The sequence below is a fragment of the Bacillus cereus group sp. BfR-BA-01382 genome (assembly GCF_022663475.1).
GTDB lineage: Bacteria > Bacillota > Bacilli > Bacillales > Bacillaceae_G > Bacillus_A > Bacillus_A thuringiensis_S.
Genome location: NZ_JAKUFQ010000267.1, coordinates 1 through 525 on the forward strand (window position 1 = coordinate 1; position 525 = coordinate 525).

Sequence of the window (525 nt, forward strand, 5' to 3'; positions counted from 1 at the left end):
AAGGCTGAGCTGTGATGGGGAAGCTCCTTATGGAGCGAAGTCTTTGATTCCCCGCTGCCAAGAAAAGCTTCTAGCGAGATAAAAGGTGCCTGTACCGCAAACCGACACAGGTAGGCGAGGAGAGAATCCTAAGGTGTGCGAGAGAACTCTGGTTAAGGAACTCGGCAAAATGACCCCGTAACTTCGGGAGAAGGGGTGCTTTCTTAACGGAAAGCCGCAGTGAATAGGCCCAAGCGACTGTTTAGCAAAAACACAGCTCTCTGCGAAGCCGTAAGGCGAAGTATAGGGGGTGACACCTGCCCGGTGCTGGAAGGTTAAGGAGAGGGGTTAGCGTAAGCGAAGCTCTGAACTGAAGCCCCAGTAAACGGCGGCCGTAACTATAACGGTCCTAAGGTAGCGAAATTCCTTGTCGGGTAAGTTCCGACCCGCACGAAAGGTGTAACGATTTGGGCACTGTCTCAACCAGAGACTCGGTGAAATTATAGTACCTGTGAAGATGCAGGTTACCCGCGACAGGACGGAAAG

General features: G+C 52.4%; 1 rRNA gene. It reads left to right on the forward strand.

Features of this window, described 5'->3' with window-relative positions:
- Positions 1 to 525, forward strand: a 23S ribosomal RNA gene (locus MR160_RS33870); the annotation flags it as partial.